Genomic DNA, 26,495 nt, shown 5'->3' on the forward strand with positions numbered 1-26,495 from the left:
GGGAAATCCATAGAAAATGCCCGTTCACGCCGTTTCCGCGGGCCCGACCGCCGCGCGAGGTTGCTCCGTCCATATTCTTTGCCGGCCCCCGCACCGATTTGCAGCCATTCTAGGGATCGCGGCCGTTCCCGCGCGCAAACGGCCTTCGCTCACGTTGACAGATACCCCCTAGGGGTATAGTCTGAGCGCCGGAAATCACCGGATCACGCAAACCGAAGCGGAGGCCTCGATGAGAGCGCTGGCAGCGGTCGGTCACGCCCTGGGCTTGGCGGGGTCGATGACATGGGAAATCCTCTGGGCACTGATCCTGGGCTTCGCCCTGTCGGCGGTGGTGCAGGCCGTCGTGCGCCGATCGACCATCGTGACCCTGATGGGCGACGACCGGCCGCGCACGCTGGCGGTGGCGGCCGGGCTGGGGGCCGCGTCGTCGTCGTGCTCCTACGCCGCGGTGGCCCTGGCCCGCTCGCTGTTCCGCAAGGGCGCCAACTTCACCGCCGCGATGGCGTTCGAGATCGGTTCGACGAACCTCGTGGTCGAGCTGGGCATCATCCTGGCCCTCCTGATGGGCTGGCAGTTCACCGCCGCGGAATTCGTGGGCGGCCCGCTGATGATCGTGGTGCTCGCCGTCCTGTTCCGGCTGTTCGTGCGCTCCCGGCTCGTCGATGCGGCCCGGGAGCAGGCCGAGCGTGGCATCGCGGGCTCGATGGAAGGCCATGCCGCCATGGACATGTCGATCCAGAAGGAGGGCTCGTTTGGCCGACGGCTCTTCTCCCCGCAGGGCTTCACCTCGGTCTCGCACGTGTTCGTGATGGAGTGGATGGCGATCCTGCGCGACCTCGTCCTGGGCCTGCTGATCGCCGGTGCGATCGCGGCGTGGGTGCCCGAAAGCTTTTGGCGAATCTTCTTTTTGACCGATCACCCGACCTGGTCGGCGGTGTGGGGCCCGCTGGTGGGGCCGATCGTCGCGATCGTGTCGTTCGTCTGCTCGATCGGCAACGTGCCGCTGGCCGCGGTGCTGTGGAACGGGGGCATCAGCTTCGGCGGCGTCATCGCGTTCATCTATGCCGACCTGCTGATCCTGCCGATCCTGAACATCTACCGGAAGTACTACGGCACCAGGATGATGCTGACGCTGCTCGGCACCTTCTACGCCGCGATGGTCGCCGCCGGTTATCTGGTCGAATTGCTGTTCGGCACAACGGGTCTCATTCCAAGGCAGCGTAACGCCACGGTGATGGAGGCGTCGATCTCCTGGAACTACACCACCTGGCTCAACATCGCCTTCCTCGTCATCTCGGCGGTCCTCATCGTGCGATTCGTCACCTCGGGCGGAGTCCCGATGCTACGGATGATGGGCGGCTCCCCCGCCGCGAGCGAGGGTCACCACGATCACAGCCATCACTGCGACTGAGGGCTGTGGCGCTGGGTTGAGCGGGCCGCCATCCATTCGTCGGCGCTGATCGTGCTTCGCCAGTCCACCGGGAGACCGTCCAGGGCGTCTTCGATGCAATCCCAGATCGACTCGAGGGGGGATGCGCCCGGGGCCGCGGCGGCAATCCGGTCCTCCACAGCGTAATTCGGCTCGTGCGACGCGTCGCTGAACGGCGCGAGCGCGTTGATGGCATCCATGACACGGCGCCGGCGATCGGCGTAGGGCCAGCCGGCCACCTCGTCGGGCATGATCGGCCGGCCGAAGATGTAGTCCTGCGCCGCATGCCGATAGGGCACCTCGAGCTTGTGATCCACCGGTTCCTCGGGCAGGCCCCCGGCGAAGTACACCGGCACGATCGGCAGCGACGTGGCGATCGACAGGTCCAGCAGCGTGGAGGTCAGCCGCTCGACGCGCTGGCCGGAGCGCACCGCTCGGGTGCCGTCGGCGTGCACCATGGTGGACACCCCGTGGGCGGCGACGTCGCGTTTGATCTCGTCGATCAGGCTCAAGAACTGTTCGGGGTTGCGCTGGTCGAAATACCGGGTGCTGCCCGGCTTTCCGTTCATCGCGACATCGGCCAGCCGGGTGAGAGCACCGACCCAACGGGTTTCGTGCTTGGCGTGCGCGATCGTCACGACCTTCGTGTCGGTCAGCCACGACGCGATGGACGTGCCCAGGATCGATTCGACCTGCACCTGGTGGTTGCCCAGCAGCAACACGGGACGGCCCCGAACCGCCGCCATCGCCACGGGATCCGTGACAATGACGTGCCGGACATAGCGCGACAGCAGGGCCCAGTGGACAAGGTCGGCGAACCCGCCCGGCTGAATCCCCAGCCGGTCGGTCGACCAGCTGCGCACCGGTTGCCAGTCCGTTTGCAACGACGCGTTCGCCCGGCATTCGCCCGTCCCCGTTTGCTCGAGTTCGACGGAGATCCGCTCCAGCGGCAGTGCGGGGCAGCCCACCTCCCCCTCGACGATGCGCACCTGTGCCGGGTGGATCGCGCCGTGGGCGGCGTCCGCGACGGCCTCCTTGACGGCGATGTCGGCGATCAGCGAATCGCCTTGGCTTTCGGTGTCATACACCGCCCGCAAGGTGCCCTTGAACCAGTCCTGTGTTGCCGCGCGCGCCGGATCGAGGGTCACCGTGCCGGCGCCGACCCGGTCGCTCAACGACATCCCGGGCACCGCGCGCAGCTCGGCAATGAACGCGCGCCGCTTTGCGCCGCCGACCTGGACGAGATGCCCCTTGTCCAGAAGGAATTCGACGACGCGCAGGTAGGCCCAGGGCTTGCCCGCGACGCTGAGCCAGAGATCGACGATCGGCAGTCGGTCGTCGGCGTCGTCGAACCCGACGAACCGGGTCTGCACGTCGACGGTCCCCTGCAGCGGGGCGTCGCTGTAGAAGCGCGCCCAGATCACGCGGCGCGGGAATCCGACGGTCGTGTCCGCGGCGTCCGCGTAGGACGCGACATCCGAACCGTCCGTGGTCCATACGCTCATCGCGGTGTGGGGAACGATGTGGAACGCGCCGTCGAGCAGCCCGGGGTGTTGCTGACTCGCGGGGACCTTGCAGCGGTCGACCGCGAGCGTCCCCGACGAGCCGTTGCGGCCGATTCGGGCGCCGCCCATCAGCGTCTGGAAGGCGGGACCGTGGAACACCGTGCCGTCGTACGGGCTGGTGTAGGGCACCGCGTCCCGCAACGGGGCGGGCGTCACGGGTTGGCCCGAATAACGGGCCGCGGTGAAGATCACGGCCTCCGCGTGGGTCTCCCAGCGCGACAACTCCGCTCTGGGCGCGTCGCGCCACACCTGTAGGCGTCCGTCGAAGCGGCCCGGGTCGACGGGCTCGACCAGCACGCGTAGCCGCGTCGGCGCGTCGACGACCACCCAGCGCATCAGGCGCAGGTCGCTGATTTCGACCACCTTGGCCCCGGCGGTCGCCCGGCTGGCCGCCTGCGCGAACAGGTCCAGCACCGACATCATTGGCAGGGACGGGATCACGTAGGTCGGGCAGTGATCGAGGACCCAAGCGTCCCGCGCGGGATCGATGGTGATCTCCATCGTGGTGGCCGAGCCGGCGTCGAGCGCGGGTCGACCGTCCGGGGCACCGGGTGCGATGCGCATGGCCAGATTTGTTGCGCTGTATATCCGTATCCCGTCGCACCACAGGGAGGCGTCGGCCACCGCCAGGATGCCGGCATCGCCGCGCCCGACGCGGGTGATTTCGATCTCCGCGGTGATCTGCGTGTTCGTGGGCACGATCTGCCCGCGGTATCGCCAGGTGATCGCTTCTCCGATGGCCACCGGTTCGAAGCGTGCCGAGGGGCCCATTTCCGCGCCGAAGCCGAGATCGAGCATCGCGAATTGCAGGAGCTGGAGCAGCATTTCGATGCCCAGCGATCCGGGCTGCACCGGGTCGCGGTAGAAGTGCGCCTTGAAGTACCACTCGGCGGGGTTGATGTCCTTGACGGCACGCCACCGGCCCAGGCCGGCGCCGCCGGCGGTGGGCCAGCGGCCCGTGACCCGGTCGATCATCAGCAGCATCGGGTCGGCGAGCCGCGCTCCCGGGCCGAAGAATGCCGCCGGGCGCGCGCCCAGGTCGACGACCGGTGCCTCGCAGGGCAGCTCCAGCAGGGCGCGCTGTTCCCCGCTGACCGGGAGCCCGACCTGCTGCTGCAACGCTTCGAGCCGGAAGTAACCGAACACCGTGTCGAACGTGTAGACGATGCCGTCGTCCGCGGAGATTTCGCCGTCGAAGGTCACGATGATGGTCCCGCCCGCCTGGGCGACGTTCTTCAGCACGGCCTTGATCCGTAGCGTCCCGGTCGAGGGTGTGATCTCCCGGTGCTGGATGCCGGTTCCGTCGAGGTTGCGGAAGAACAGGTCCACGTCGAAGTCCAGCGGGCAGCCGGCGTAGGCCCCCAGCCAGCCGCAGGGCTGCAGCGCGATTTCCATGAGGACCGCGTTGGGCATCGTCGGTGTCGCGTTCGCACCCTTGTTCTCGGCGAAATACCAAGCATCGCTGGGGATGTCGTATTCCGCGACGACCTGCGCGCCGGGTTTCGCGACGCCGAGCTCGCCGACGACCTCGGTGACCCGCGACATGAAGTGGTAAGGCGGCCCCGGCAGCCGCGCGACCCTGCGGTGGGTGTCGAATTTCTCGTAGAGCGGACCGAGCGCCAGGGAGGGCTTGGCGATGGCGCAGGCCAGCATCGCGGCGTAGTCGAACTTGACCCCGTGGCCTTCGGCGACGGGTTTGGGTTCGACGTAGCCGTCCAGTTCCTTGACGCCCATGTCCATCGGGCAGCCGGGTGAGAGCCGCAGCCCCATCCGGCGGCAGTGGAAGGCCGGCAAACCGTCGACGGTGCACAGCAGGTCGGCGAACAGTGTCGGCTCGGGCCCGGCGACGACCTCGCGCACGAACACCTCGTAGACCAGCTCGCGCGATCGGGGCGTGACCTGGCCGCGGCAGACCAGTTTGTACGTCTCGAACGGCACCGGTTCGAAGCGCCACCCGTCGCACTCCAGCGTCATGCCGAGGGCGGTCATGTAGATGGCCATCGTCTGCATCGTGGCCTCGTACATCAGCGTGCCGGGCATGCAGGGATCGTTCTTGAAATGGCCCGCGAAATACCAGGTTTCGGGCGTCACGCGCGCGACCGCGCGCAGATAGCCGCGGCCCCACGGCCCGCCGGCGAAGTCCAAATGGGTCACCTCGTCGACGAACAGCATGTCGCCGGCCGAAATGCTCGGCGTGCGGGTGTGGCTGGCCCCACGCTCGAAGCCGGGTCCCAGCGTGTGCCAGATCTCACCCGCGGCCAACGCTTCCAGGTCGGCGCGCTGCAGCGACGCGCGCGATGTTCGCGCCGGTGTCGATTCCATTGGCCCGCTGACGGTCTCGTCCTCGGGGCGCCAGAGGATCCCGCCCGACGCCGCCAGCTCCTCGTCGGAGAAGAACCCGGCCTGGCCGTTGCGCATGGACATCCGCTCGACACCGTCGATCGTGCAGTCGTAGTGGAAGAAGAACATGCGGATGTCGCCCTGCCTGGCGTGGCCGTCCACATGGATGTCGAAGCGCAGCGTGTCGCCGATCTCGGGCAGGCCGCCCAGGTAGGTCACCTCGCAGCCCAGCAGGCGATACACCCGCTCGCCCTTGTTGGCGAAGTCCGCGCCCATCCAGGAGATGAGCATCAGGTCCGCCTGCCCGGCCTCGATCATGATTCCGGCCGGCATCCGGCCCTGGTGCAACCACCAGGCGTCGGCGGTGACATCGGTTTCGGTCCACAGCGTTCCGGTCCCGTCCTTGCCCGGCTCGGCGTCGATGCCCAGCAGCCGATCCGCCAGCAGCAGCGGCGGTTCCGGCATCCGTACCTGCCGCGCGTGGTCGTCCTGCACGGTGAACGCCGGGCCGAAGATCTCGGATATCTTGCCCGACGCATGCTTTCGCAGGCCATCCTTGTCCAGCGTGAGGCCCACCGGGGCGCGCTTGACCGTGGGCTTGGGCGGCTCCTTGCCGGGCGGCGGGGACGGCTGGGTCGCCCGGTAGGCGCCCGCGTCGGGCCGCTGGCCGACACCGTTGTGGGTCAACGGTTTTGGTTCGTCCGTCGACGGTTGGGGCGACGGCGCCCGGTTGACGCCGATCGACAGCGGCTCGGGCGGCGTCTGCCCGAGCAGGTGCGCGCCCAGCGGTACCCGCGCCGCTGCGTCCGCGGCCTTGGGCAGAGCCGGCGGGACGGGCAGGTGTGTTGTCATGGGCCGCTCCAGTCGAGAGATGGCATGGCGAGTGGGGATGCGAGTCGGCAGCCGGGCGTCGGGCAGGTGGGCGGGAAACCGCAGCAGTGCGTGTTTCCCCGGGTGTGGCGGGGACGACAGCTCCCCGGGTGCCGTTGGCGCGAGCACGATTTGCTGCTGTTGGCCGCCGAGGGCCGTCAGCGCGACGACGACCGACCGCTCTTCGGCCGTCCATGGCGTGCCGTCGGGACACACGCCCAGAACGCCGTAGAGCGCGCCGGCCGCGACGTGCAACAGACCCGACGCGGCGTGCGCGTGACCCAGTACCGACGACAGGTTCAACGCGCCGGACGCGGTGCCGAGGTGAAGGCACTCGCCGCGTGGCTGCTGATCCGCGGGCAGGGTGGCCAGGACCGTGTCGCCGGCACGGCGCGCGTCGCCGGCCCGCTTGAGCACGACGACGACGGCGGCGTCGCCGGGCGTCTGCTCGCCGGGTCCGAGCAGCGCACGCGCCGCGGCCTCGTGCACCGGCTCGCAGCTGAGGTCCACCGCGCCGACGACGGCCGCGTCGATCTCGCCCCGCCGCAGGGCGCGGGCGGCCATCTCCAGCGCCGTGGTGCCGGAGAGTTCTTCCCTGGACACCGTGAAACTCGGGCCCCGCAGGTCGAATTGCCGATTCAGGCGGTTGGCGACGATGTTGGGCATGGCCCCGACGACGCCGGCGGCCGTCCACCCTGGCGCGACGGCGTCGCGCGCCGCCGCCAGTTCGGCCGGGTCATCGATCTCGTCGGCCAACCGCCATCGCACCCCCAGCCGCGTGATCTCGGTGTCGCAACCCATCCCGACGATGACGCTGGTCCGGTCCGGCGGCAGGCCGGCGATCAACGTCTCGATGTTGACGGCCGCACCGAGCAGGGCCAGCTGCTGGGGCAACGTCTGTTTGAGATCGGCAGGGGGAAAGCGTGTTTGCGCGACGTCCAGGCGGACCTCGGTCGCCCGGGCCCTGCGGGTGCCGTCGGTCTCGCGAGTGGGAATCGGTTCGGAGGCCTTGAGATGCTCCGCCACCGAGGCGGTTTCGTCGTCTCCGACCAGCAGGCTGACGCCCACGATCGCGATGTCGTCCTCCGCGCGGGAGACGACGACCCGCGGCCGGTCGGGGCGGCCGTCGACGGGCCGGACCCATTCCTCGAGCAGCAGGTGGGCGTTGTTGCCGCCGAAACCGAAGTTGTTGACCGCGGCGCGGCGCGGCCCGCTGCACACCCAGGGTTCTGCCTGGGTGAGCAGGCGGAACGGCGACTCGGCGAGGAACGGCAACGGGTCGTCGGCGTGCAGCGTCGGGGGCCGGATGCCCGCCCGCATCGCCGCGAGCACCTTGATCGCCCCCGCGGCGCCCGACGCCGTGATGGAGTGTCCCAGATTGGATTTCAGCGATCCGATGGGTAGCTCCGACATGCCCCCGAAGATGCACGCCATGCTCATCAGCTCGGTCAGGTCGCCCCGCGAGGTTCCGGTGGCGTGGCACTCGACGAGCGAGATGTCCCGCGGCTGCAGCTCGGCCATCTCGTAGGCGAGCCGCATGGCCCGCTCCTGCCCCTCCTGCGACGGTACGAGCGGGCCCTGTCCCCGGCCGTCGTTGCTGAGCCCGACCGCGCGGATGACGCCCAGGATGGGGCCGGCGCCGGCGATCGCGTCGTCGAGCCTTTTGAGCACCAAAAATGCCGCGCCCTCGGCGGGCACCAATCCGTCGGCCCCGCGGTGGAAGGGGCGCGACCTGCCGGTGCGACTCAGCGCCTGCAGCGCGCTGAAGCCGACGTGCAGCAGCAGGTCGCTGGCGCCGTTCACGCCGCCCGCCACCATCACGTCGGCGGTGCCGTCGTGGAGTCGGTCGCACGCCAGCTTGATCGCGTACAGCGACGACGCGCACGCGGCGTCGAGGGCGGTGGCGCCCCCGGCCAATCCCAGCGCGTTGGCGATGAGGTGGGCCGGCAGGCCGGACATGAAGCGGTTGCGCCAGTCGATTCCGTGTTCTTCTCCGCGCCAGACCTTTTCGGCCAGGTCGATCATCGATTTCGTCGGGTAGCTCAGATTGCCCAGGACGACCCCGGCCCGACCGGGGACTGCACCCGGGCGCCAGCCGGCGCTTTCCAGCGCTTGCCGGGCGGCCTCGACGGCCCACAGGTACAGCGGGTCGAGACCGCGGAATTCGTCGGCGTCGAGCAGGAATCGGCGGGGGTCGAAGATCTCGTCGAAGCCGCGCACGTATCCGCCGCGGTCCGACCAGGCGTGGTCGAGGAAGGGGGCGCTCTTCTCGTCGCGGACGATCCGCTCCGCCGATACCCTCCAATAGCCGGGCCGCGGTGAGCCGAGCGCGTCTCGGCCCTCGCGCACGGTCTGCCATAACTCGTCGGGGCTCAGGCCGCCGGGCAGCACGCAGCCCTGGCCCACGATCGCGATGGGCTCAAACATCAGCCGCCGTAGGGGTACAACTCGAGTCGTTTCAGGCTGGCCACCACCCGGTTCTGGGCGTCGACAAGGTCCAGGTCGCAGACGGCCCCACGGTTCTTGGCGTCGCCGTTGGAGAGCACACAGCGCAATCCGTCGCCCAGCGCCCCGGCGCGGTAACGCACGATCTCGCCCACCCGCAGCGGCAGCACGGTGCGCCCGAGCTGTTCGTAACTCCACACCAACGCCAATTGCAGGCAGCCGTCGAACGCGGCGGAATCCGTGGCCCAACCTTCGCCCTGCCAGCCCGCGGTGGTCAGGCCGTGCAGCGCTGCCGTTGCGCTCGTGGCCTGGCATTCGACGTCCTCGAGGACCTGGAACGCGGGCCCGTGGAAGAGCGCGCCGTTGCCGTAACAGGCCTCGCGGTTCAGCCGGTGACCACCGACCGGCGCCGTCGGTCCGGTGGGTGCAACGGTTGGGGCCGAATCCATTTCGGCCGTCGCGCAGTAATAGGCGGTCGCTCCCGAGATGTCGGACAGCGTGCAGGCGAGCCGATCCGGCCGATCGTCCGCCGGCGCGGCGCGCACCAGCATCGGGTCGCCCTGTTGGTCGAAGTCGTGCAGGGTCACACCGCGCAGCACCTTGAGGTCGAGAAGACGCTGCACGAGTTGTCCGGGCCGGCACGCCTCGGCCATCCGCACGAACCACTCCAGGACCTGCACCACCGGCAGCACGACGTTGCCGCGGACGCGGTGATCCGCCAACTGCGGCTGCCGTCGCACATGGGCCAGCACGCGCGCGATCCGGCCTTCGGCGGGCAGCGCGCCGGCCGACACGCCGTCTCCGAGGGTGACCTCGGGATCGTCGGTCTTCCCGTCCAGCACGTCGGAGACGAATGCCTGCGCGCCGTCGGCGAGCGGGATCAACCCGATGCCCCGGGACTCGAACATCGCCTTCAGGCCGGGCGTCACCATGCCGGAATCCCAAGGGCCCCAACCCAAGGCGCGGACGAGGCAGGCCGGGCCGCGTCGGGCCTGCTCCGCCAGGGCCACCTTGTTCAGGATCTCGTTGGCCATGGCGTAGTCGCTTTGGCCGGTGTTGCCGCTGCGCGCCGCCACCGATGAAAACAGGCAGATGACCTTCAGCGGATCGCCGGCCGTGGCGTCCAGCAGCGCGCACAGGCCGCCGACCTTCGTCTCGAAGACCCGGTCGAACCCGTCGAGGGTCTTCTTGTGCAAGGGCGCGTCGGCCAATACGCCGGCGCCGTGCACCAATCCGGTGATCGGCCCGAATTCGGCTCGCACACTTTGCAGGAGGGCGCCGAGCGCAGACGCGTCGCGCACATCGGTCGCGGCATAACGGACCCGGGAGCCCGCGGCGGTCAGGGCGGCGACGGTCGCCCGCACCTCGCGATCCGCGAGGATGCGCCGCACCTGCTGTTCCAACTCTCGGGGGGTGGGCTTGAGCCCCCGCGTCACGGCGGCGCTGAGCAGCGCCCGCTTGAGTTCGGCGTCGGTCGTCAGCCCCTGCGCCTCCGGCGGTTCGTCGGAAAGTTCTGTGCGTCCGAGCAGGACGAAGCGGGCCTGGGTCTCCTGCGCCAGCGCGATCACCGACGCCGCGGTGACGCCGCGGCCCCCGCCCGACACGACGATCACGTCGCGATGGTCGATGCGGCGCGCGCGGGAAGTCACCTGGCTGGCGTCGGCGACGACCGTGACGCGGCCGTGCCCGCTGCCCAGGCCGACTTCCAGCTCGGCCCCGCCGGCAAGCAGCTCCTGCGCGAGCTGTTCGGCGACCGCGAGCGGCGACTGCCGTTCGACCGCGATATCGATCGCTTTGACCTGCGCCTGGGGCCACTCTTGCGCGGCCGTCTTGGCGAGGGCGGCGACACCGCCGGTCCAGGCGCGCGGGCCGGGGTCGGCGAGCAGGCCGAAGGTGCCACCGGTGTCCTGGACGGTGACGAAGACGCCGCCGTGTTCGGCGAACCTCGCCGCGACGCGCTGGGCGTGCGCGAAGACCGTTCGGTTGATAGCCAGCGTGTCTTCGCGGGTGGCGGTTCGCCGCAGGCCGCCGAGGAGGATCACCGCCTCGGCATTCGCGCCCGGCTCGGACACGATCGTCGCGTTGATGCCGTGCGTGCGCAGGATCGCGGCCAGGGCGTCGGCGGTGGCGTCGTCCGGCGCGGTGACGATCTCCACACTGGTGGCGGTGTAGAGGCCGGGCATCCCCATCCCACTAGCCGGAGCAGGAATCGCACGCACCGCATAGCGCGCGATCCCCGCTCCGGCTAAGTCAAAAGGGAGGCGATCACCGGCCTCGGTCGGGGCCGTCAGGCCGTGTAGGTAGTCGATGATCTCCTGCAGGGTGCCCAACGTCGCCATCGTGGCGGCCTCCACCTCGGGCAACGCCGGCACCCGCTGCTGCACCGCCGACAAAATCTCGACCCGCTTGATCGAATCAATACCCAGGTCGGCCTCCAACGCCATCGACAAATCCAGCATCTCCACCGGATAACCCGTCTTGTCCGCCACCACCTCGAGCATCTGCGTCACCAACTCACCACCGGCAACCGAAACAGCCACCGGCGCAACCGCACTCACCGGCGCGCCATTACCGACGGCCAGACCCGTCAAGCCCTGCAGGTAGTCGATGATCTCCTGCAGGGTGCCCAACGTCGCCATCGTCGAGGCCTCCACCTCGGGCAACGCCGGCACCCGCTGCTGCACCGCCGACAAAATCTCGACCCGCTTGATCGAATCAATACCCAGGTCGGCCTCCAACGCCATCGACAAATCCAGCATCTCCACCGGATAACCCGTCTTATCGGCCACCACCTCGAGCATCTGGGTCACCAGCTCACCACCGGCAACCGAAACAGCCACCGGCGCAAGCGTGCTCACCGGGGCCGCCGTCCCGTTGTGGCCCGCCGCGGTGCCGTTGTGGGCGGCCGGGACGGCCGGGGCCACCGGTGCCGCCGGCATCGACGGCCCGCCGTTGCGGATGGCCGGGGCCGGCGGCGGGGTGGGCATCACCGGTTTCCCGTTGGGGATGACGGGGGGCGCGGGGGACGGCGACGCGACGGCCTGCTCCGGCACGAGAGCTTTGAGGAGACGTTGTATTTGGCCGATCCCCTCCTGCACGGTTCCCACCGCGGCGATCAGCTCCGTCACCACGTCGGCGCCGAGGTGGAGCGCCGGCACGGGAGAGGCGACGGGCGCGTGGGCGCCGGCGCCATTGGTCGGGATTGCGGTCGTGTACGACTCGGGTGGCGCCAATTTGTGCTCCGATTCGGTCCGGTGTCCGTTGCTTCGAACACTGTGGTCGCTGGGGGTTTCGGTGGACCGTTGGACAGGCTCGTCGCTCGTCTGCGGGCGTCCATAGTTGGATCCGTTGATCTTGAGGGTCAGCTTCGGCCGCTCACGGGTGCGCGGGTCGTCGACGACGCGGTAGTCGGCCCAGAGGGCGTCGAAATTCATCGGGACGCCGGCGGCCGCGAGTTGCGCGAGCCCCAGCCACAGCGAGCGAATGCCGTTGCGGCCCTTGATATCCAAGGACACCGCGGAGTGTTCCTCGCCGGCCAGACACTTACCGACCAGACCCGTCAGCACGCTGCCGGGACCGACCTCGACGAAGGTGCGCGCGCCGGCCTGCCACATCGCCTGAACCTGTTCGGCGAACCGCACGGGCTGCGCGATCTGGTTGGCAAGCGTGTTCCGCATCTGGTGGGCGTCGCTGGCGTACGGCTGTGCCGTCGCGTTCGCGTAGACCGGCACCTCGGGCACCCCGAAGGGGATCTCCGCGAGGAACGAGGCGAACGGAACCGCGGCCGGGGTGACGATGTCGGAGTGGAAGGCGGTGGCGACGTCCAGGAGCCGCGCGTTGATGCCGACCGCGCTAAAGCGTTGGGCGGTATGGTTGATCGCCGTGCTGTCGCCCGACAGCACAATCTGGCTGGGCGCGTTGTGGTTGGCGATGACGACCGGGAGCCCCCAGTCTTCGATCAGGTGGCGGACCTGCTCGACGGGTGCGGTCACCGCGCACATCGCCCCGTCGCTGTTGGTCGCGGCTTCGGCCATTAGCGCGCCACGCGCGCGTGCGATCAAAAGGGCGATTTCGGCGTCGAAAACGCCGGCCGCACACAGCGCGGTGACCTCGCCGAAGCTGTGTCCGCCGACGGCCACGGGCGCGATGCCGAGCGCGCGGATGACCGACAGCAGGCTCAGGCTGTGCGCGCCGATGCCCGGTTGCGCCCACTCGGTCCTGGTCAACTCGCCCGCCTGCAGCGCGCGCTCGTCGTCGCTGAACGCCGTTCTGGGCCAGACAACCTGGTGCAGGTCGCGGTCGGCGTTCAACCGTTCGGCGCGGGCCAGCTCCCACGGAGACAGCGCCGGCTCGTAGAGCTGCGGCAGGTCGGCGCCCATGCCGACGTACTGGCTGCCCTGCCCCGGGAACAGCAGCGCGACCGGGCCCGGGCATTGCGCCGAGTAGTAATAGCCCCGTGGCGAGCTGAACGACGCTGCCAGGTCCGGGGTTTGGAGTTTCGCCGCGGCTTCGTCGAGCATCGTGCGTAAGTCGGCCACGCCGTCGGCGACGACGGCCAGGCGGTGCGGCGCCGTTGCGTCATAGGCGGATTGGGTGCTGCGTGCGAGGTAGCCGAGCATGTCGGGATCGTCGACCAGTGACGCGCACAGCCCAGCGGCCTGCTCGGAAAGCGCTGCGGCCGAGGGCGCGCCGAGCACCACCAGTTCCGCGTCCCAGGACCGGTAGCGCCATGCGCGCTTTCCGGTGCCGGTGTACTCCTCGACCGCGACGTGAAAGTTGGTGCCGCCGAAGCCGAACGAGCTGACGGACGCGCGCCTCGGGACGCCGTCGGCGGCCACCCACGGCTTCGCCCGCGTCGAGAGGTAGAACGGCGACTGCTCGATTTCGAGGGCGGGGTTGGGCCGGTCGACCTTGATGGTTGGTGGCAACGTCTTGTGGTGCAGCGCCAGCACGGTCTTGAACAGGCCGCAGGCCCCGGCCGCGCCCTTGGTGTGGCCGACTTGAGACTTGACGGAGCCGAGCGCGCACCATTGCCGGTCCGCGCGCCCCGAGGAGTCGAAGACCTCACGCAGCGCGGTGAACTCGGCGACGTCGCCGGCTTTGGTCCCGGTGCCGTGCGCCTCCACGAGCCCGACCGTTTCGGGCCCGTAGCCGGCGGCGGCATAGGCGCGGCGAAGGGCCTTGGCCTGGCCGGCCGGGCTGGGCGCATAAATGCTCTTGGCCCGGCCGTCCGAAGACGTACCGATGCCGCGAATCACGGCGTAGATCCGGTCACCGTCGCGTTCGGCGTCGTCGAGACGCTTGAGCGCCAGCATCGCCAGCCCCTCGCCCAGCATGGTGCCGTCCGATTGGTCGGAGAAGGGGCGGCAGTCCCCGGTGGGCGACAGCGCGGTGACTTTGGCGAAGCACATGAACATCAAGATGTCGTTGAAGGCGTCGACCCCACCGGCGATCACCATGTCCGACTCGCCGAGATACAGCTCGTGCAGCCCGACCTCCAGCGCGGCCAGCGAGCTCGCGCACGCGGCGTCGATCACGCAGTTCGTCCCGCCGAGGTCGAAGCGGTTGGCGATTCGCCCGGCGATGACGTTGCCGAGAAGGCCCGGGAACGTGTTTTCCTGCCACGGCGTGTACCCGGACGCGACGCTCTCGCTGAACGCGGTGATCTCAGCCTCGGCGAGCCCGGCGGCGCGCAGCCCGCGCTCCCAGACCGGCCGGTGCAGGCTGCCCGCCATGTAGTTGGTCATTTCGGTGCCGCCGGACGCACCCAAAATCACGCTGACGCGCTCGCGATCCAGCGCGGAAAAATCACCGCCCGCGACATCCTCTAATACCTGCTGCGCGACCCGCAGACCAAGCAATTGGGCGGTATCCGTCGCGGGCACGACATTCGGCGGAATTCCGAAATCCATCGGCGAGAAATCGATATCGGGTAAGAATCCGCCGCGGCGGGCGTAAACCTTGTCCGGCGCACTCGCAGAGGGGTCGTAATAGTCGTCAACACTCCAGTGCGACGCCGGAACGTCGGAGAACAGGTCGGCGCCCCCGACGATGTTGCGCCAGAAGCGCTCGGCCTCGGGAGACCCGGGGAACAGCGCGCTCACCCCGACCACGGCAACGGGGGGATGCTTGGATACCACCGGTCTCCTTCGCGTCGATAACACGTACCGCACCGCCTGTCAACCCGGTTCGCGAAGACTGACCGTTAGGTTTTACCGGATTGATCAGCCAAGACGGGTCGAACGCTCGCCGGACGATACCAGAGCATAGGCGGTCGTATTGACGGAATGTCAATAACCTCTGGTTGTCCTCGGGGCGAGCGGATGCCCGCCCAGACGGGAGCCACCGGGCCCCGCGGTGCGCGCGGGCAAGCTGGCCGGACGCGGGCGGGAAAAACTACCAGTAAGTAATATTTGCCGCGCGGTCACCATTCCGCGGCGGCGAATTCTCCCGCCCCGGCAATTCGAGCCGAGTAAGGCGGGACGGTCAGGTGGACACCGCACCGTCGCGCGCAATGGATAATGGCTGCGGAATATAGCGGAATGCACTTACTCCGACGGGCACACCGCACGTTCGGGCCTGCTGCGCGCGGCTGATTCGGGCGGCTCCCTCGAGCAGATTTAGCGCCACTTGGTCGACGTTGCGGTGAGCGCAGTCCTCCAGGTAACTGCCCGCCACCCAGCTGTTGAACGCGCCCATGGATGGGCCGCACCAGATCTGGTAGTCCAGGACACGCTCGGGATCACCGTCGATCGCCCACCGGCTTGATTTGCCCAGATACCAGCGGAACACCAGCGCCATCCGATACTTCGGGTCTCGGGCCGCGAGTTCGAGCACCGCCGGCTCCCGCTGCTCCCAATACTGCTTTGTTTCGGCCCAGACGTCGTCGACGCTATTGCCAAGGATCTTCTCCAGCTCCGCGCCGTGTTCGCCCGTCACCGCCGCCAGGTCCGGGTAGCCGGCGTACCACCCGTAGAGCTTCCTCGCCCGCGGGCCGAACATCGTGCCGCGCTTGAGCACCTGCAGGTTCACGCCCATCTCGAACATGTCGGAAGCGGGGGCCATCATCACGTCCGCCACCGACGCCTTGGCGAGCATTTCGCGCGCCCGTGCTGACAGCCCCGACTCGACGCACGACTGGTTGACCGAGCCGGTGACGACGTACGCGGCCCCCATCGCGAACGCGCCGGCAACGGACTGCGGCGTGCTGATGCCGCCGCCGGCGCCCACCCGCACTCGGCCGTCCAAGCCGTGCTGTTGCGCCAGCTCGTCGCGCAGCAGCACGATCTCGGAGAAGAGCGACGCCAGCGGGCGGTTGTCGGTGTGCCCGCCGCTGTCGGCTTCGACCGTGATGTCTTCCGCCACCGGCACGTGCCGGGCAAGTTCGGCTTCTCGCGCCGTCAGCTTGCCGGCCGATTCGAGCGCCGACACCATCGCCGCCGGCGCGGGTTCCATGAACATGCGGGCGACCTCGGGCCGCGAGATCTTCGCCATCACATGGTTTTTCCGGACGATCGCCCCGGCCGGATCGGTCGTCAGACCGGACAGCGCGTAGTGGACCACCGCGGGGGTCAGTTTCATGAACGCCGACGCCTCGACGACGCGGACGTCCTGCGCGATGAACAGCTCCGCCACCCGCGCCTCGAGGGCGGGCTCGGTAGGTGAGTGGATCAGGTTCGCGCCCCACGCGAGTCCGGGCCGGCCCGCCAGCCGCGCCCGGATGTCGGCCACCCCGCGCTCCACCGCGGCGTACGCGAGGCCGCCCGCGCCGAAGAAGCCCAGCATGCCGGCCTGCGCCATCGCCACCACGAGTTCCGGTGTCGCGATGCCGTTGGCCATCGCGCCGGTGACGTACGGGAAACGGGTCCCGTGGGCCTCGCAGAACTCACGGTCGCCGAGCCACTCCGGGTATATCGGAGGCAACGTCGCGACCAGCGATATCTCCGACGCGCCGACGCCCACCAGCTCGCCGCCCATGGCCAGGCCCAGCTGCCCCGTCGCCGCCTCACGGACCACGTGCACCGGGTGGCGAACGAATTCAAGGATGCGAGCGATGTCCGGCGGCGCAAACGCCGGCGGCGCAGTGGTCGGGCGCCACCCACCCAGCACCGGGGTCACCCCGGCGTCGGTGCGAGGCTCCAATACGACGGCAGGTCGCTCCTCCACTGCCAATTCCCTTCAATATGTGTGCCGGGGAAATCCAGCATGGAGTTTCTCACGGACGACGGTTATGGGCGTCAAAACTTCGAGTTTCCGAGTTCTGATTCCGTCCGCGCTACCCGGCGCGCTCTAGGTCCGCTGCGAAAGCTTTTCGCGCAAGCGGCGATTCACCGGTTCGGGCAGCAGCTCCGCCACGTTTCCGCCCAGCATCGCGACCTCTTTGGCCAGCGACGAGGACACGAACGAATAGCGCGGCGTGGTGGCGACGAAAAACGTGTCCACACCGGCGATGTGCTTGTTCATCTGCGCCATCTGGAGCTCGTATTCGAAGTCGGTACCGGTGCGCAGGCCCTTCACGATCGCGGTCATGCCGCGCGCCCTGACGAAGTCGACCACCAGGCCCTGCCCGGCCTCCACCCGCAGGTTGGGCAGGTGCGTCGTCGACTCCTCGATCATGGCGATCCGCTCGTCGAGTTCGAACATGCCTTTCTTGGCGGGGTTGACCAGGATCGCGACGACCACCTCGTCGAATTGGGCCGAGGCGCGTTCGAAGACATCGATGTGGCCCAATGTCACCGGGTCGAAGGAGCCGGGGCAAACCGCGCCGCTCATGTGGAACGACGCTACACGGCCGGCTCACCCAAATTCGGCCAGCTCGAGGCGGGTGTCGCCGTAAACGCGCTCGGGCCACACCGACCAACCCGCGGGCCACGTCAGCGCCGCGCCGCCGGCCGCACGCTCCACCGCGGCGACGGTTCCGTCGCGCACCCAGCCGTGCGCGGTCAGCGCCGCCACCACGCCGTTCACCTCCGCGGCGTCGACGTCGTACGGCGGGTCGGCCAGGACCAGGTCCACCGGGGACGCGGCCCCGGTCGCCAGGACGGACGCCACGGCGCCCCGGCGCACGGTCGCGCCGGGCAGTCCCAGGGCGTCGATGTTGCGCGCGATGACCGCCGCGGTGCGCTGGTCGGATTCCACGAACAGCGCGGAGGCCGCCCCGCGCGACAGCGCCTCCAGCCCGAGCGCGCCCGACCCGGCGTACAGGTCGAGCACCGCCAGCCCGGCCAGGTCGCGGCGCGCGGTGACGATGTTGAAGAGCGATTCGCGCACCCGGTCGGTGGTCGGCCGGGTTCCGCGCGGCGGGACGGCGATGCGCCGTCCCCCGGCGACGCCGCCGATGATCCGGGTCACGCGCAGGCGTTCACAACAGCGTCGACCAGTAGTCCCAGAACCGCGCCATGATCAGCAGAAACACCGCCGTGAACCACAGCGCGGCGATCGACCACCGCCACTGGTAGACCACCCACACCGGACCGCCCTGCCGCCGTTGCAGGGCCGGACGAAACGCGATCGACGCGGCCACCACCAGCAGCGCGATGGTGACCACCCAGACCACCATGCAGTACGGGCACAACGCCCCGATGCGATACAGGCTCTGAAAGATCAGCCAGTGCACGAACGCCGAACCGAGCAGCACCCCGACCGTCAGACCAACCCAATACCATTGCGGCAGAGGAACTTTCGCGACGGCCAACACGCCGGTGACGATCACCACGGAAAAGCCCACCAGCCCGAGCAACGGGTTGGGGAATCCCAGCACCGACGCCTGCGGCGTCACCATCACCGACCCGCACGACACGATCGGGTTGATGTTGCACGTCGGCACGTACGCCGGGTTGAGCAGCAGCTGGATCTTCTCCACCGTCAGCGTCATCGACGCGGCCAGGCCGATCACCCCGGCGATGAGGACCCACCACGCGCTGGGCGCGGGCACCCGGCTCGGCGAATCCGGCGTCGTCTCGCCGCCATCCTCGGCGGGTTGCGCGGACACCGGGGCGGTCGTCACGCCGCGGGAGCGACGGCGGAGTCCAGGCCCGGCACGTCGCCGACTATCGACTTGATCTTGGCGACCAGCGCGTCGGGCGTCGACGGCTCGTAGTCCTCGCCGTTGATCTTGATGGTCGGCGTGGCGTTGATCTTGGCGGCTGCCGCCTCGCCGGTGACCTTGGAAAGGTACTTGCCGCTGTTGATGCAGTCGGGAACCTTGCCGACGACGCCGGCTTCGCGGGCCAGCTCGATGAGCCGCGCGTTGTCGGGAAAACTGGTGCCGCGCTCGTTGGGCTGGATGTCGGTGCTGTAGAGCGCGCTATGGAAACGGCGGAACGCGTCCATGGATTCGTCGGCGACGCACAGGGCCGCCGCCCCCGCCCGCGACGAGTAATTCTGGTTCCGCTGGCTGTCGAGAATCGCCACCATGGAGTAATCGGCCGCGATGGCGCCCACGTCGATCAGCTTGGAAACGGTGGGCCCGAAGTTGCGCTCGAAATTACCGCAGGCCGGGCACAGGAAGTCCTCGTAGAACGTCACCACGGCCTTGGGGTTGCTGGTCCCCGGCTGGGTGACCAGCTTGCTGGACGTCACCCGCACCGTGTCGCCCTCGCCGGTGGCGCCGCCCTTCTTGTGCTGCGACGTCACGATGTAGAAGACGATGCCGACCAACAGGAGTACGACGAACGCGGTGCCGCCGATCTGGAAGAGGCGACCGGATTTCCCGTTGCCGGACTTCAGGTCGTAGCGCGGGGGGCGTTTGGGTTTGTCGGCCACGGGTTCGCTGATCCTTCGGGACGGTGATGACGCTTGAGAGGCGCCTCTAGCGTACCGGCGTGCCGCCCGATGACTCAGGCGCGGCTCAGATGGGCGCGCAACGCCGAAATCAGTTCGCTGGTCGCGACGGCGCTGTCGCCGCCGAGCTGGAACAGGTTCACGAAGCCGTGGGTCAGCGAGCCGAGGTAACGCAGGTCCACCGCGGTCCCGGCCGCCTGCAGCGCCGCGGCGTACGCCTCGCCCTCGTCGCGCAGCGGGTCGAAGCCGCCGACCGCGATCAGCGCCGGCGCCAGACCCGACAGCGACTCGGCGAGCAGCGGCGAGAGCCGCGGATCCGTTTGATCGACCCCCGAATCCCTCAGGTACTGCGCCTGGAACCAATCGATGTCGCGCCTGGTCAAAAGGAAGCCGCGGGCGAACAGGCTCATCGACCGGGTTCGTGCCGTGAAGTCGGTCCGCGGGTAGATCAGCCACTGCAGCACCGGGCCGGGGCCGCCCTCGTTTCGCGCCAGCTGGGCGACGACGGCGGCCAGGTTGCCGCCGGCGCTGTCGCCGCCGACCGCGACCCGCCCGGGCGCCGCGCCGAGTTCGGCGGCGTGCTCGTGTGCCCACCGGAAGGCGGCGTAGGCATCCTCGACCGCGGCGGGCGCCGGGTGCTCGGGAGCCAGCCGGTAGTCGATCGACAACACGTGGATGCCCGCGTCACGGCACGTCAGCCGGCACAGCGGGTCGTAGGTGTCCAGGTCGCCGATCACCCATCCGCCGCCGTGGTAGAAGACCAGCAACGGCGCCTCGGCCCCGTCGGCCGGGCGGTAATGGCGGGCGCGGATCTCGCCCGCCGGTCCGGGCAGCGAGATCTCGTCCACCTCGACGTGAACCTGAGGTCCAGGCAAGGCCGCCGTCGTCTCGCGCAGCTGGGCCCGGGAGGCGGCCGCGTCGTCGTCGACGACCAGGCCGTCGATGCCGACGGCGTGCAGCCCGGACAGCATCAGCTGCAGCGTCGGGTCCAGCGTGTTGCCGTCGATGATGACCGAGCGCCCGCCGAACAGCGCCCGCTTGGCGGGGGTCGGAATCCACGGAATGACCTTGACGCCGATGGTGGAAACGGCGCCCTGCACGCGGCTCGTCCACCGCATCGATGCGCGTTTGGCTCCGAGGTCGAGCTCCGCCGCGAGACTCTTGGCCATCACTTTCTCCTGCTCCCCTAGTCACGCTGACAACGGTTGTCCGATACCCGTCTGCACCCGGCGCGCCGTGCGACCAACTTTACGGGCGTCGCCGAGGCGTGCGGGCCAGGGGATGCCCGCGCGGGCATTGCTTACGTGGCGTTTGCGGCTGGGTAATATCGTGATCCCCAAGTCGGTGAACCCATACGGATTGCGAGTAATTCCGCGGCGGATCCGGATCCACGAACTTCAATTTCACAGGTAGGTGAATGACGTTGACTCGCGAGTCGGGCGCCGCAGTACCGTCAATAGCTCTCAATGACGAAAACACCATCCCGGTGCTCGGCCTCGGAGTCGCCGAATTGTCGGAGGAGGACACCGAGCGCGCGGTGTCGGCCGCGCTGGAAATCGGCTGCCGGCTCATCGACACCGCCGCCGCCTACGGGAACGAAGCCGCCGTGGGCCGCGCGATCGCCGCTTCCGGGATTCCACGCGCGGAGCTTTTCGTCACCACAAAGCTGGCCACCGCGGACCAGAGTATTTCCAAGGCCCCGCTGGCCTGCAGCGCCAGCCTGGAGCGTCTCGGCCTGGACTACATCGACCTCTACCTGATTCATTGGCCGGCGCCGGCGCAGGGCCAGTACGTCGACGCCTTCGGCGGCTTGATCCAATGCCGCGCCGAGGGCCAGGCCCGCTCGATCGGGGTCTCCAACTTCACCGAGGACCAGCTCTCCACGGTGATCGACCTGACGTTCGTCACGCCGGCGGTCAACCAGATCGAGCTGCACCCGCTGCTCAACCAGGACGATATGCGCAAGGCCAACGCGCAGCACAACGTCGTCACCCAGTCCTACACGCCGCTCGCGCTGGGCAAGCTGACCGATAACCCGACAGTGACCTCGGTGGCCGCCGAATACGGCAAGACGCCGGCCCAGGTGCTGCTCCGCTGGAACGTGCAGCTGGGCAATTCGGTCGTTTTCCGCTCGAGCAACCCCGAGCGGATCGCCGGCAATTTGGACATCTTCGATTTCGAATTGGCCGGCGAGCACATGGACACGATCAACGCCCTCAACGACGGCACCCGGCTGCGCCCGGACCCGGACACCTACGACGGCGCTTAACCGGCGGGCTATCCCGCCGGGCAGGTGGCCGCGGCCTGACGCAGCACCGCCGCCGACGGCTGGTCGACGGGCAACTGGTAACCGCGCAGCACGGCGATGAACTGCATCGCGTACTGGCAAGCGAACGCGGTGTTGGGCGGCATCCACTGGGCCGGCGGCGAATCGCCCTTGTCCTGATTGGCCTGCCCCTCGACGGCCAGCAGGTTGGCCGGATCGTTGGCGAAGCGCAGCCGCTCGGGGTTCGGCCAGGCGTAGGCCCCCATGTCCCAGGCGTAGGCCAGCGGGACGATGTGGTCGATCTGCACCGCCTCGCCGACCTTGGCGCCGCGCGCAAACGTCACCGTGGTGTTGGTGTACGGGTCGTGCAGGGTTCCGGTGGCCACCGCGTTCGGGCACCGCTTGATCGACACGTAGGTCTTGTCGACGAGGTCGCGGTCGAGGATGTCGTCGCGGGTGTCGCACCCGTTGTGCCCCAGCGGGGCGTCGTTGTCGTCGTCCCACGCGTCGCCGAACGCCGGGCGGCGGTAGTCGTAGCGGTGGACCCGCTCCGGCAGCACCCCCACGCCCGCGAGCACATCGGCGCCGGGTTGCACCGTGGGCACGTCGGCGCGGGCGGCGACTTCGGCGTGCTTGGACGAGACCGATCCCAGCGTCTGGTAGGCGACCAGCACCGCGAGCGCCGCGGCCGCCGCCAACCACAGCAGCAGCTTCTTGTTCAAGCCTTGTCCAGGTATTCGATCCGGTCGGTGTCGGTGAAACGCGCCGCAAGCAAACGCAATTCGGGGTTGGCGGGATCGCGCGCGTAGGTCCGCACGCAGAAGTCGCGGGCGGCTTCGATGTACGTCCCGTGGTCGGCCAGCGACAGCAGCCGCAACGTGACGGCCCGGCCGGATTGGTTGCGGCCCAGCACGTCTCCCTCGCGCCGCTCCTTGAGGTCCAGGTCGGCGAGGGCGAAGCCGTCCATGGTCTCGGCGACGGCGCGCAGCCGCCGCCCGGCCTGCGATTCCGGGGGGACCCAGCTGGCCAGCAGGCACAGGCTCGGATGCTCGCCCCGGCCGATGCGCCCGCGCAGCTGATGCAGCTGGCTGATGCCGAACCGGTCGGCGTCCATCACCAGCATGATCGTGGCGTTGGGGACGTCGACTCCCACCTCGATGACCGTGGTGCACACCAGCACATCGACGTCACCGGCGCGGAAGGCGGCCATCGCGGCGTCCTTCTCGTCGGCCGACAACCGCCCGTGCATCAGGGCCAGCCGCAGGTCCGCCAGCTCCCGGGAGCGCAATCGCTCGAACATCCCCACCGCGGTCGACGAGGGACGACGGCCCTCCTCTTTTTCCTTTTTTTCTTTTTCCGGGTCGTCGGTCTCGTCGATTCGGGGCGCCACCACATAAACCTGGCGCCCCGCGGAGACCTCCTCGATGATGCGGTGCCAGGCACGCTCGAGCCACGTGGGCTTGTCGTCGACGAAGATGACACTGGTGCTGATCGGCTGGCGTCCGCGCGGAAGTTCGCGCAGCGTGGAGGTCTCCAGGTCGCCGTACACCGTGAGCGCGACGGTCCGCGGTATCGGCGTCGCGGTCATCACCAGCAGGTGCGGCGTGATGCCCTCGGGAGCCTTGGCGCGCAGTTGATCTCGCTGCTCGACGCCGAACCGGTGCTGTTCGTCGACCACCACCATGCCCAGGTTGTGGAAGTTCACCGCGTCCTGCAGCAGCGCGTGGGTGCCGATGACGATGCCGGCGTGACCGCCGACGACCTCGTCGCGGACCTGCTTCTTCTGCGCGGCCGTCATCGAGCCGGTGAGCAGCGCCACCCGCGTCGCGTTGTCCGCCCCGCCCAGCTGGCCCGCCATCGCCAACTCGCCGAGGACGTCGCGGATCGACCGGAGATGTTGTGCAGCAAGGACTTCCGTGGGCGCCAACAGCGCGCACTGGTAGCCCGCGTCGACCATCTGCAGCATCGCCAGCACCGAGACGATCGTCTTGCCGGAGCCGACCTCGCCCTGCAGCAGGCGGTTCATCGGGCGATTCGCGGCCAGGCCCTCGGACAACACGCCGAGCACCTCGCGCTGACCCGCCGTCAGCTCGAAGGGCAACCGCCGCAACAACTCCGCCGCCAGGCCGTCGTCTCGCCGCGGCGCAGCGGGCCCGGATTGCGACAACTCGCCGTGTCGGCGGGCGACCAGCGCCCACTGCAGGCCGACGGCCTCGTCGAACGTCAATCGCTCACGCGCCCTTTGGCGTTCGCGCTCGTCCTCGGAGAGGTGGATCGCTCGTAGCGCCTCGTCCTCGGAGATCAGGCCGAGTTGGGCGCGCAGGTCTTCCGGCAGCGGATCGGGCACCGGGTCGAGGACGTCCAGCACTTGGCGCACGCAGCCGAAGATGTCCCAGCTCTGCATCTTCGTGCTGGCCGGATAGATCGCGAAGAAGCGGCCCTCGTACGCCGACGTCACCTCTTCGCTGCTGACGGCCTGCGAGGCGACGGCGATCTTCTTCAGCGACCGGGTGCCGTAATTGCTTCCGCCCGGCGACTCGATGATGAGAAACGCCGGATGGGTCAGCTGCATGGCGCCTCTGAAATAGCCGATCTCTCCCGACAGCATCACCTTCGTGTCTTTGACGAGGTCCTTCTTGAGATAGTTCGCGTTGAAGAAGGTGGCGGTCACTTTGCCGCGGCCGGAGCCGACGGTGATGCGGTGACACAACCGGCGGGGGGTCTTCTTCATCGGAAACGTTTCCGTCGCCGTGATCGTGTCCACGATGGTGATGTGCTGGCCCTCTTCCGGCCGCTCGTCGCCGGCGCCCCACCGGGCCGCGCCTTCGGTGTAGCTGCGCGGGTAGTGGCGGAGCAGGTCGTCGACGGTCCGGATGCCGAATATCTCGTCGAGCAGCTTGACCGCCTTGCCGCCCACCACGAAGGTCAACCGGTCGGACAGCGACGCCACGGCTACTCGACCCCGACCAGCAGGACGTCGCCGCGGTGGCCGGTGCGGTAGGTCATCAGCTCGGTCCCCGGATGGTTGTCGTGCACGTGGTCCTGCAGGACCTCGCCGACGGTAAGGCCGTCGGCCTCCGTCATGCCGGCGCCGATCAGCACGGTCACCAGGTCGCCGCCGGATGCCAGCAGCAGGTCGAGCAGGCCGATCGCCGCCGCGGCCACGTCGGCGGCCACGATGAGCACCTCGTCGCCCGCGATGCCCAGGCCGTCGCCCGGCTGGCAGCGACCGGCCCACGTCAACGCGCTCTCGGTCGCGACACGCACCGACCCGTGCCGGGCCGCACCGGCGGCGCGGGCCATCGTGAAGCCGTCGTCGACCGCCTGCCGGTCCGTCTCGTGCACGGCCAGCGCGGCCAGCCCCTGCACCATCGACCCCGCGGGTATCGGCACCACGTCGATCCCCCACCCGATGGCCGCCGTGCAGCCGGCCACCAGCTCCTCGGCGGCCACATACCCGTTGGGCAGCACCATCACCTGGGCGGCGCCGGTGTCGACCACGGCCCGCACCAGCTGGTGGGCGCTGATGTCGCCGATGTCCGGATCGGGCCGCAGCACGCAGGCGCCCTCGCCGGAGAACAGCTCGGCGGCGCCGTCGCCGTCCACGACGGCCAGCACCGCGCGTTCGCGCGTCCAGCCGCCGGCGGGCATCCCGGTGGCACCGGAGGTCAGCGCCGAGATGACGATGCGGCTGAGGCGCCCGGCCGCCAGCCCGGCCTCGACGGCCGCCCCGGCGTCGTCGGTGTGCACGTGCACCGAGTAGCTGTCCAGCGTGGTGGCTTCCTGCGCGGCCGCCGCGGCGATGGCCACGGATTCCCCGAGGCCCTCGAGCCGATTCCGCAGCGCGTCCGCGGCCTCGGAATCGCAGCCGTCCAGCCGGTACATCACCTCGAACTGCGGTGCCGGCTGTTCGGTGGCCGTTTCGGGCCAGTGCGCGCGCGGCGACGGCGCGTACACCGCGCGGCGGGGCGCCTGACCCGTGACGGCGCAGCGCAGCGCGTCCAGCAGGACGAGCAGGCCGCGCCCGCCGGCGTCCACCGCGCCGGCGTGGGCGAGGACATCGAGCTGCTCGGGGGTCTTTTCCAGCGCGATCACCGCCGCATCGCCGGCGGCGGTGATCGCGGCGGGCAGCCCTTCGGCGGCGCACTCCCCGACGGCCTCGGCGGCGGCCCGCAACACCGAGACGATGGTCCCCGGGACTTCGGCGCCGCCCATCGACTCGATGACCAGCTCCACGCCGCGCCGCAACGCGTCCCCGAGGACGGCGGCGTCCATGTGGGCCAGCTCGCCGCCGGACTCAGCGGCCGCGGTCGCGGCGACATCGGCGATGCCACGCAGGATCTGCGACAGTATCACCCCGGAATTGCCGCGGGCGCCGTTCAGCGCACCGGTCGACAGGGCCGCGGCCACCCGGGCCACGCACCCGTCGCCGCCGGCCCCGCCCGCTCCTGCAGAGGCCTCCGCCAGCGCGGAACGCATGGTGAACAGCATGTTGGCGCCGGTGTCGGAATCGGCGACCGGGAAGACGTTGAGCCGATTGATCTCGTCGATGTGGGTGATCAGGTCGCTGACGGCGGTGTGGGCCCAGTGCCGCAGGGTCGCGGCGTCCAGTAGCGCCTCTGACGTGCCCAAGCGACCCACCTCCCTCGGAGCCTCTCAGCGGCCAGCCAGGACGGCGCGCCCACTGCCTGAGTGCGCCGACCCATCGAGCCTAGCCAGCGCGGGCGACAATGCCGGGTCTGCGTCGCCGGACGGGTGTTGATCGTTTTGGTGGTTGCCCATGTCAGTCGGTATCCTG

Annotated in this window: 13 protein-coding genes; 2 read left to right on the forward strand and 11 right to left on the reverse strand. The window is 69.3% G+C overall.

Annotated features, from left to right (window positions below):
• Positions 1-229 precede the first annotated feature (229 nt).
• Complete coding sequence (locus AC5Y5E_RS00245) at positions 230-1,411, forward strand: permease (RefSeq protein ID WP_499901029.1); 1,182 nt, start codon at positions 230-232, stop codon at positions 1,409-1,411.
• On the opposite strand, the gene AC5Y5E_RS00250 is transcribed toward AC5Y5E_RS00245, so the two are convergent.
• The 8 genes from AC5Y5E_RS00250 to AC5Y5E_RS00285 form a co-directional block, all read right to left on the reverse strand.
• Positions 1,399-8,631: a beta-ketoacyl synthase N-terminal-like domain-containing protein gene (locus tag AC5Y5E_RS00250; protein ID WP_499901030.1), complete on the reverse strand. Its 7,233-nt coding sequence runs from the start codon at positions 8,629-8,631 to the stop codon at positions 1,399-1,401. The genes AC5Y5E_RS00245 and AC5Y5E_RS00250 overlap by 13 nt on opposite strands.
• Positions 8,631-14,789 carry an SDR family NAD(P)-dependent oxidoreductase gene (locus AC5Y5E_RS00255; RefSeq protein WP_499901031.1) on the reverse strand — a complete coding sequence of 2,053 codons (6,159 nt, stop codon included), beginning with the start codon at positions 14,787-14,789 and terminating at the stop codon, positions 8,631-8,633. Before AC5Y5E_RS00255 ends, AC5Y5E_RS00250 begins: the two co-directional genes overlap by 1 nt.
• A 346-nt stretch (positions 14,790-15,135) precedes the next feature.
• Positions 15,136-16,815, reverse strand: a complete 1,680-nt coding sequence (locus tag AC5Y5E_RS00260; RefSeq protein ID WP_499901032.1) for a PfaD family polyunsaturated fatty acid/polyketide biosynthesis protein — start codon at positions 16,813-16,815, stop codon at positions 15,136-15,138.
• A 123-nt stretch (positions 16,816-16,938) separates the two neighbouring features.
• Positions 16,939-17,421 (reverse strand): pantetheine-phosphate adenylyltransferase, encoded by a 483-nt coding sequence (gene coaD, locus AC5Y5E_RS00265; protein ID WP_499901033.1) that lies wholly within the window; start codon positions 17,419-17,421, stop codon positions 16,939-16,941.
• A 24-nt stretch (positions 17,422-17,445) separates the two neighbouring features.
• Complete coding sequence (gene rsmD, locus AC5Y5E_RS00270; RefSeq protein WP_499901034.1) at positions 17,446-18,000, reverse strand: 16S rRNA (guanine(966)-N(2))-methyltransferase RsmD; 555 nt, start codon at positions 17,998-18,000, stop codon at positions 17,446-17,448.
• Between the two features lie 10 nt (positions 18,001-18,010).
• A complete protein-coding gene (locus AC5Y5E_RS00275; RefSeq protein WP_499901809.1) occupies positions 18,011-18,640 on the reverse strand; it encodes a vitamin K epoxide reductase family protein in 630 nt (209 codons plus the stop codon).
• A gap of 11 nt (positions 18,641-18,651) precedes the next feature.
• A complete protein-coding gene (locus tag AC5Y5E_RS00280) occupies positions 18,652-19,413 on the reverse strand; it encodes a DsbA family protein (RefSeq protein WP_499901035.1) in 762 nt (253 codons plus the stop codon).
• A 74-nt stretch (positions 19,414-19,487) separates the two neighbouring features.
• Positions 19,488-20,600 carry an alpha/beta hydrolase gene (locus AC5Y5E_RS00285; RefSeq protein WP_499901036.1) on the reverse strand — a complete coding sequence of 371 codons (1,113 nt, stop codon included), beginning with the start codon at positions 20,598-20,600 and terminating at the stop codon, positions 19,488-19,490.
• A gap of 254 nt (positions 20,601-20,854) precedes the next feature.
• On the opposite strand from AC5Y5E_RS00285, the gene AC5Y5E_RS00290 reads away from it, so the two are divergent.
• A complete protein-coding gene (locus AC5Y5E_RS00290) occupies positions 20,855-21,700 on the forward strand; it encodes an aldo/keto reductase (protein ID WP_499901810.1) in 846 nt (281 codons plus the stop codon).
• Between the two features lie 8 nt (positions 21,701-21,708).
• Here the strand turns inward: AC5Y5E_RS00290 and AC5Y5E_RS00295 are convergent, their stop codons facing one another.
• Genes AC5Y5E_RS00295 through AC5Y5E_RS00305 form a run of 3 tightly spaced genes read right to left on the reverse strand, consistent with a single transcriptional unit; the run spans position 21,709 to position 26,329 of the window.
• On the reverse strand, positions 21,709-22,419 hold the full coding sequence (locus tag AC5Y5E_RS00295) for an HNH endonuclease family protein (RefSeq protein WP_499901037.1): 711 nt from the start codon (positions 22,417-22,419) through the stop codon (positions 21,709-21,711).
• The gene (gene recG, locus AC5Y5E_RS00300; protein WP_499901038.1) at positions 22,416-24,647 is read right to left on the reverse strand and encodes an ATP-dependent DNA helicase RecG; all 2,232 of its coding nucleotides are present in this window, start codon (positions 24,645-24,647) and stop codon (positions 22,416-22,418) included. Before recG ends, AC5Y5E_RS00295 begins: the two co-directional genes overlap by 4 nt.
• A gap of 2 nt (positions 24,648-24,649) precedes the next feature.
• Positions 24,650-26,329 carry a DAK2 domain-containing protein gene (locus AC5Y5E_RS00305; RefSeq protein ID WP_499901039.1) on the reverse strand — a complete coding sequence of 560 codons (1,680 nt, stop codon included), beginning with the start codon at positions 26,327-26,329 and terminating at the stop codon, positions 24,650-24,652.
• Between the last annotated feature and the right edge of the window lie 166 nt (positions 26,330-26,495).

Source organism: Mycobacterium sp. NGS54 (assembly GCF_059812465.1).